At 40.1% G+C, this 8,429-nt stretch carries 6 protein-coding genes and 2 pseudogenes; 2 read left to right on the plus strand and 6 right to left on the minus strand.

Annotated features, from left to right (window positions below):
• The coding region (locus tag AC5YD2_RS15830) for a transposase (protein WP_496126956.1) at nt 1-294 on the plus strand (294 nt) is incomplete at its 5' end.
• A 20-nt stretch (nt 295-314) separates the two neighbouring features.
• Here AC5YD2_RS15830 and AC5YD2_RS15835 read toward each other — a convergent pair.
• The 6 genes and pseudogenes from AC5YD2_RS15835 to AC5YD2_RS15860 form a co-directional block, all read right to left on the minus strand.
• Nucleotides 315-593: pseudogene (locus tag AC5YD2_RS15835) on the minus strand (RHS repeat-associated core domain-containing protein); the annotation flags it as partial.
• A 124-nt stretch (nt 594-717) separates the two neighbouring features.
• A complete protein-coding gene (locus AC5YD2_RS15840; protein WP_496127228.1) occupies nt 718-1,092 on the minus strand; it encodes a hypothetical protein in 375 nt (124 codons plus the stop codon).
• Nucleotides 1,089-1,505, minus strand: a complete 417-nt coding sequence (locus AC5YD2_RS15845) for a hypothetical protein (protein ID WP_496127229.1) — start codon at nt 1,503-1,505, stop codon at nt 1,089-1,091. The genes AC5YD2_RS15840 and AC5YD2_RS15845 overlap by 4 nt, the downstream gene beginning before the upstream one ends.
• A gap of 9 nt (nt 1,506-1,514) precedes the next feature.
• Nucleotides 1,515-2,240: a DUF4124 domain-containing protein gene (locus AC5YD2_RS15850; RefSeq protein WP_496127230.1), complete on the minus strand. Its 726-nt coding sequence runs from the start codon at nt 2,238-2,240 to the stop codon at nt 1,515-1,517.
• A gap of 130 nt (nt 2,241-2,370) precedes the next feature.
• Nucleotides 2,371-2,652 (minus strand): IS1/IS1595 family N-terminal zinc-binding domain-containing protein, encoded by a 282-nt coding sequence (locus AC5YD2_RS15855; protein ID WP_496127231.1) that lies wholly within the window; start codon nt 2,650-2,652, stop codon nt 2,371-2,373.
• Between the two features lie 511 nt (nt 2,653-3,163).
• Nucleotides 3,164-8,080, minus strand: coding sequence for an RHS repeat-associated core domain-containing protein (locus AC5YD2_RS15860; protein ID WP_496127232.1), 4,917 nt, complete (start codon nt 8,078-8,080; stop codon nt 3,164-3,166).
• Nucleotides 8,081-8,238: 158 nt separating this feature from the next.
• Here AC5YD2_RS15860 and AC5YD2_RS15865 point away from each other — a divergent pair.
• Nucleotides 8,239-8,429: pseudogene (locus AC5YD2_RS15865) on the plus strand (IS982 family transposase); the annotation flags it as partial.

Raw genomic sequence — 8,429 nt, forward strand, 5'->3', positions numbered from 1 at the left:
CGGAGTATTTTTCTGTGTTGGTTGGAGTATTTGTTAAAGGACTTACAGGAAAAGGATATTCAGACTAAAAATTATTTGCTGATTCTCGATAATGCCTCAATTCATAAAGGTCAAGCGATTGATGATTTAGCAGCAAAATATAAGACAAGAATCGTTTATCTACCTGCGTATAGTCCCGACCTCAATCCTATTGAAAAAGCATGGTCTGTCTTAAAAAGTAAAGTCAGGCACATCATTGCTCAGAACAATAAAACCATTCAGGAAGCTCTGGATATCGTATTTAAGATGATGTAGCTTATGTTTCATATTTGGCTATAACCATATTCTGTGATCTGACCGTTATTATCACTTTGTATCAGTCGGTTCAGATTGTCCCAACTCAGTTTAAGGCTGTGATTGCCTTGTCTGGCCTCAATCACATTTCCTTGTGCATCGTAGCTGTAGCGCTTGCCTTGGTAGTCTTGGACTAGGTTGTTTTTGATTTAGCTGGCTTGGGTCGCAATCGGGTCGATCAGGTTGCCTGCGGGGTCAAAGCTAAAGGTTTCGGTGTGTTGTGGACTTTATGTTTTGATTATGCGTCCAATCGGGTTATATTAATAGTTCATTGATTATTGGTTGATCATCTATTTGTGTGAGCAAATGTTTTACTTCTTAAGAGCTGCATTCGATCAATGCTACATACAAACATAAGTATAAGATGATAAATATCTCATTTTTTTAATTTAATTCTAATGAATTCAATATAAATTTTTCCGAGTAATCTGAATATTCAATTAACTTCCAGTTACCTTCAGTGGTCTTGAACAATTTAATTAATGTATCTTTTTTTGAAGGAAGTTTTATATAATCAATTTTATTAGTTTGATCTTGATAATTAATACCTATTCGCTCACCATTTTCAACATTGATACTCACAGCATTAAGTTTTCCATTCTTATCAGCTAACATAATTCTAGAGTTATTATTTTTAAGATAAAGAACATCTACTCCAATATGTTTTAAATCATCATCTTTTGTGATTTCCCAATTATTGGCCAAAATACTATTACATCCGACCATTAAAACTATAACCAGAGATATCTTTTTTTTCATTTTAGCTCTACAGATTTTAAAACTTTTTTCTCAGACCCATCAGCATATTCTGTTAAAACCCAGTTACCCTTAGAGTTTCTGTGTAGTTTTAAATAAGAACGTTCATAACTTCCAGACGAAAACCAGTGCGATACTTTTATGTAATCAATTAGGTTTGAATTTTTTTTAAATTGGATTCCTGCATATTCACCTTTATCAGTAGATACTGAAACAGCTGACAATTTTCCATTAGTCTCTGAAACACTAGTCTCTGACAAGTCCTTAGTATTTTTTAACTCAACAATAAATACACCAAGATCATTTAGCTCTTTATTTTCTCCTATATTCCAATGAGCTACTTTATAGTCATTTTGAGCAAGTGCACACCCTGTAAATACAAACACTAAAAAAAAACCTATTATATAAAATTTCATAATTTCATCCTAACGAGAATTAAATTCATTTAACTTTTTCCAAGCTTCATTCAAATTTTTCACCTTTAATCGTTGTAATTCTAGGTAATCCTCCTCACTGCATTTGCCTGATGCATAACATTTGTTTACTGCTAGAACAAACCCACCGTATGCAACACCACCAGCAGTATCCGTATTTAAAACACTAGTCCCCATTCCAACCACAGTACCCATACCTCTCGCAGCAGCACCTAGACCACCTGTTTGTGTGCTTCCACCTGAGATTACCCCAGCTACTTTGGCATTTTTGTCTATAAGTTGATACTGTGATCCTATTATCTGATTTTTCCCAGGTTCACCAACTACACTAATATTACCAGCGTTATTTAAAAGATGTGTATTTACGAAATTTACTGTTTTATCAATCAATCCTTCATCTGAAGATCTGCTATTATTGGTAACCTCACAACAGTTTTGGTTTGCCGCTGCTATATCTCTTTTTTTTCTTTCAATTGATTCGGCATCATATTTCGCTCGCTCAACTTTTCTTTTCTCTTCGTTGGCTGCATCAATTGCTGGTTTATCCAAATAATCCTGCCCAGCCTTGTTCCGCCCCCTTACCGCTAAGCTCTTTTGTTGTGCTTCATAAGCTTTTTGAGCACTATTGGTAAATTGAGTGGTACCATTTTCATCAACCCATGTAAACATCTTTTTATTCAACCCCAACGGATCCACCCACTGATTCGGATCACTCACATAAGCCACTACTTGGCGTGTACTACGGCAGAGTGCAATCCAAGTCCAAACCTTATGGCGACGGGTTTTTACGAAACTCCATAACTCATCAAGCTCAAGAACATCTGTTGGATGAGCATCAAGTAATTCGTCACTCAGTTTCCTGCTGTTTACTTTTTTTTATCCAGCCCATCAGTGTTTCAGGTGCAATACCGAATAGACGCTGCATGCCTCTCAAACTGCCTCTTTCAAGATAGGTACTGATAATGAGTTCTTTCTGTTCTTCGGTATATTTAATTTTGGATTTGAGTACACTAGAGCGCCCACAATCTTTACATCTGAACTGTGCATTTCCACTTTTGTTGTGACCATTCTTATGGATATTGGGTGATTGGCAACGGGTGCAGACATAAGTTGTCGTTTCTATGATCATGTTAAAGGTCTATTGCTCAGACATTTTCACGTCTATTCTAAATTAAAACACGTTGTTTTTGTACACTACCAAATATTTATGCAACAATAAAAATAGCTCTAATCTTCTGCAATTTTGAATATCTTTGCGGCTAAGATAATTGAAGTCAACATTGCAATTATTTTGAAAGAAAAATAAAATAAAAAATCTTCTCCTAGTTTACCATTCATCCATATTTCTAAATCATCAATAATCCATGTATGTGTTGAAAAGTAATAGTATCTAAAAAAATAACATAATAAAAATAAAATAACTACGATTTTTAATTTATGATTATGTAAAAAATTATAAACCAAAAATAAAATTATTAAAAATGGTAAATATATAACAAGATAAAAGAGATAAAAATTAAAAAAATTCCCTATTGTTATCCATGGCCAATTATATCTAATTATATTCATAAGAATAACTTCAGATATTGATATAAATAAACAAAACACAGTATATATTTTAAAACTATAGAGCATAGTTACTATTTCATCCTATCACATATATTTTTATCAACTGTAGACCATAATATATCAGCAGTATTAACGTTTAACCATTCTAAATCTCCCACTCCCTCGCCAGTTGTAATAATATATACGTTATCATTATCGTACTTAATTTGCCTTTTAACTGTGCCTGGATAAAGCATATGTTGTCCAGATAATGTAACATTAACAATCGTATTGGTCTGTGGATACACTTCTGTCCTTACCGTAGCAATTCCAGGTATTGCACTTATTTGTTCATCAACAATTGGTTTACCTGAAGCGAAAGGGGTTGGATACATCAACAATCCTTTCCAAGCTTCTGCAGGCGTACATTTATTATTTCTTTTACAAGATGTTACTACTGTATATTTATGGTAATCATTATCTTTAGGATCAAAAATAGGTACCCCATCCTTATCCTGTCCTAAAACTCCTTTTTGATCAGCATTGAATAAATTTAAATTTGTAATTTTGTTTATGGATTGATTAACTCCATAATTTGCAGCTGAAATGTTAATACCTTTTCCAAGCAAACTTACTTCAGTTTTATTGTATTCATCATCTTTCGGTTCTTCAGTTGGTTTAAAAGTAATTAACCCCAACGGATCTATCCACTGATTTGGGTCACTGACATAAGCCGAATTATTCAATCCACCTTGCAAACCAATCGGATCTTTAGAGATATATCGTCCACTATGCGGCTCATAATATCTGTAGCGGTTATAGTGTAATCCGGTTTCCTCATCATAATACTGCCCTTGGAAGCGGATATTGGTATGCTCCAATACTTGGTCTTGATGCTGTGCTTTCACCTGTTGGGTCTTGCCCCATGTATTAAGTTCTATTTCCCAAATACATTCGCCCTTTTCATTACTCAGGGTTTGTGGTGTACCCACCTGATCACAATGATAAAAGGCAACCCGCTCTAACTCGGCTTTGTTCTTGCGGGTGTCTGTGCTCCAGACTGGATCTCGATGGATCGAATACGGCTCGGTTTTATATTGGCTGTAGTCTGGGGTTTTGATCAGTTGAATAAACTGGCGATACCCTGTTTGCAGTACAGGTACAAAGCTATTCGGTTCATAGATATAGTGTTTGGTGTAGTCCTGATTATTTTGTTGGTTCTCTTCTCTGTTTTGACTTCGATTTTTTGTTTGTAGATCTAGTCCTGAGGTTTTTGACTCCCACACCATCAGGTCGCCATCCCATCCAAACAAGGTCAGGCTGTCTTTGCCATATTGGTCTTGGCTTTTCTTATACAGGCGTCGTCCAAACACATCATAACCATATTCTGTGATCTGACCATTGTGGTCGCTTTGTATCAGTCGATTCAGGTTGTCCCACTTAAGTTTAAGGCTGTGATTGCCTTGTTTTGCCTCAACCACGTTGCCTTGTGCATCGTAGCTGTAGCGTTTGCCTTGGTAGTCTTGCACCAAGTTGTTTTTGATTTGACTGGCTTGGGTCGCTATCGGATCGATCAGGTTGCCTGCGGGGTCAAAGCTAAAGGTTTCGGTGTGACTTGGACTTTGTGTTTTGATCAAGCGTCCAATTGGATCGTATTGGTAGCTGAGTTTGCCTAGGCGGGTGTCTTCGACTTGGCTAAGGAGGTAGTTTTTGTCGTAATGGTAGTCACGCTGCGCTTGATGTTGTTTGTTGCCTTGTTGAATCAGCTCTGCGGTTTCTTGTTCGGGCTGAATCGTTTGTGAGATCAGTAAGCCAACATCGTTGTATTGGTTTGTTTGAATTAAACCATTGGCCAAATAGCGTTCGGTTTCTCGGTGCAGATCATCGCGTTTAAAGCCCACCATGTCTTTTTGATTCAGTGCAATCCCGTAGACATGGCCTGAACCATAACTCAGATGGGTGATTTCTTGTCCATCCGGGCGGATGGTTTTAATTAAATTGCCCAGTTCATCGTAGTGATAGCGCAGTACTGCGGTCATATCCTCAAAATGCGGAATCTTATAGTGCTGGTGTTCTCGGATCAGTTGTCCAATTTCATTGCGGTAGAAATCAATTTGACTGTTTTCGTTGACAGTACGACTCAGTTGTCCATTCAGGTTGTATTCAAAGGTCTCGGTTTGAGTTTTGCGGGTCTCGAGATGGGTATAGCTTTTTTCGGCAATCATTCCATCTTCATGGTAGCCAAATTGGGTAATGACTTGAGCTTGTTTGATTTGGAACAGGCGTCCACTTTCAGCATAGGCATAATGTTTTTCTTCGCCATCAAAGGCTTGTTCTCTTATCAGTTGTCCCATGCTGTTGTAATCGAACAGGTACTCTGCATGGTTTTGGTTGATCAGCTTTTGAATGCGGCCTTGTTTATCCCATTGGTAGCCAATCTGGTGTTTGTTGGCATCTATGCGTTGTTGCAGTAGCCCGGTTTGGTTGTAGCTGTAGAGGGTGGCTTTGCCTGCGGTATCGATGTGTTTGAGCAAGCGTCCTTCTTGATCATGCTCAAAGTGTTCTTTTAAACCATCGGGGTAGATGATTGTTTTAAGCTGTCCTTTATCTATGCCTTGGTCGCTATAAAGGTATTGCACGGCTTGGGCTGTGGCATCTTGTTGTTGTAAGAGTGTGCCTGTTTCGTCATATTCCCATGCGCTTTCTTTGCCGGAGCAATCGCTGTAGGACAGCATTTGCCCCAGATCATTGTACTGAATGCTCTTTTTACCGCCTTTAGCATCAATCACCTCAACCACTTGTCCTTGGGCATTGTATTTATAGGTCGTGGTATGTCCTAGTGGATTGATTTCTTTGCTGACATTGCCATCAGCATCGTATTCTTTTTTCCAGATATTGCCTTCGGGATCTTTGGTTTCAATCAGATTGCCTTTTTCATCATAGGCAAAGCGGATCACCCCACCATTGGGTTGTACGATTTTAGTCAGTTGTCCTGCTTCATTGTATTCTTGTTGGGTTTCGCGTCCTTCAAAGTCGATTTGTCGGGTGATGCGTTTGTATTGGTCGCGGGAATACCAGGATTCGCGTCCATCCGATAAACGGGTGCGATAGGTAAAGCCTTCAAGGTCAAAGTAGTAGTAGGTCGGATTGTCATAGGCATCATACACCGCCACTTGGCGTAGGCGCGGATGCCATTTCAGTTTGGTGTGGAAGCTCCCATCATCCGCCCATTCCTCAATCGCTTTGGCATTCGCTGCAGGGGATTCGTAACGGATATTTTGTCCACGTCCTGTGCGGTCGGTATAGCGGGTCAGTTGGTGGGCAGTGTTATAAGCATAGCTACGCAAATGTCCATTTTGATCATAGGCTTTGATCAGATTACCGTGTTGATCATAGTCATAGCGTGCCAGTGGCGCGACTTGTTCATCCACAAAGATCGCAATCATCTTCGCTTGGGGGTTGTAGGCGAATTTTAAGCTCTGCTGTGCTTTTTTAAGTTGAAAATCGACTTGCTTCAGAAAGGCCTGTCCATTGACCAGCAAATAATCCAGTTTCACCTGTTCATTGCTACTTGGATTCTCCTCTAAAACCAGATGGTAGTGCCCACCTTCTACAAATTGATGAAAATTAGAATTCCACTCTCCTTCAAAATTTAAGGCTAGGTCACCATTTTCTAGCGGGGCAACCACAATCCCTTCAAAAGGTACCTCGTAGACTTGTTCAGTGATACTGGCTGGTAATCGATGTTTACGTCCATTGCTGTCAATGAACAAATAGCCAAATTCAGTCGCTTCAATCCGATTGGAAAAGGGCATCATCCAGCGTGCGCCAATACAACTGTCATCAAACTCATTCATTTGCGAGTTGTATTGGCGGCTAAAGCCAAAGCCTAAGAGCGGGAGATAGAAATCAGTATGCTTGACTCGTTCTGCACCAATCGCGTAACTGATACTTTCTCCAGTGGCTGAATCTCCCCCACCCGTCACACAACTTGGATCATTGAGGGCATTGGCTTGTAGCGAAACAAACTCCAAAGTATCGCCTTTGGTATGCCGTTCCAGTTCCCCCGTTTGGGTCACAGGCACACTGGCACTGACTTTATTTTCTAGCTCAGCAATGGCTTTTAAGGTTTCATCAATCAACCACATCAGGGTGTATTTTTGCCCGCTGGACTGTGCTTGGATCGCCGCGGTCAGTTGACCCGCACGCTCACCAGCAAGCAGCTGTAACGCACCCATCGGAATATCCGCATAGGCTGAATCTTGTCCTTGCTTGGCCACGGCTGCGGTGGAGACTAAGCTGGCAAGCGAGGCGGCCCAGTTGCTAAATTGTTCTTTCGGATCGCGGGTATCGGCACTGGCACCTGCACTGCTGACAGCACCAGAGACAGCACCTACCACACCTGTAATACTGCCTTTTGGCATGCTCAATGCGGTCATCATCGAGACACCCAAAGCACTGGCACTGCTGAGTAAACCCGCCAACTTGCCTTTGGTTTCTTTGAGGAACTTTTCTAGGTCGCCGGCAATCATCGCATTTAAGTGCAAGGACAGGCGTTTGATGCCCGGCTCTTGGATTTTACCGTCTTCTTTATACAGATATTCAGCCATCAGACCAAACATTGGTCTCAGCGCCATGCGGACATGGGCTTCGGACTGCGGTGCCAAGAACAAGCCAATCAAATTGGCACTGAGTAGCGCTGCCTGTTGTACCCCGGCATCACCTTGCTTAGGTTTTAAGGCAAACAAGATCACATCGAGCACACTGCCGGTTAAGGCAAAGGAGTTTGCCACCATCGGGACGTTGGCATAGGCTTGCAGTTGTTGTAAGTTGGTTTGACCACAACTGGACAAAAACAGTTGCACTTGATTGGCAATGCGTTGTAAATCGGTCGGTGAACGGGTGCTTTCCAAATTAAACACAGCCAACTCAGGCGGCGCATCTTGAACCTGATCTTGGCCTTGACCTTGACTTTGATTGCCTGAATTTGATGTGTCTTGAAATGTCATGTGATTACCTTGTTTTTAATTATTTGAAGGGAATAAACACCCTAATGTTTAGAATTTTTTTATATTAACCCGAATCGCGGATAAGAAATTGACTTGAAAAATAAGAGGACTAGAGCCATCAGTTGAGTTACCACACAAAACTTAAAACTCTAGTCCAGATGTTTAATAGTACCGAATTATTCTGCTTAATTGATGATTTCTTTCTTAAATTTGAAGCAACCTATTGGAATTTCCTTAAACAAAGTCGTCGTTTCTCAAGAGTCCGAACCGCTCACTTGAGTATCTCAGAAATCACTTTTATTGCTATCTGGTATAAATGTTCTCATTTCACTAATTTCAAAGCCTTTTT

Source organism: Acinetobacter sp. CY73 (assembly GCF_059515865.1).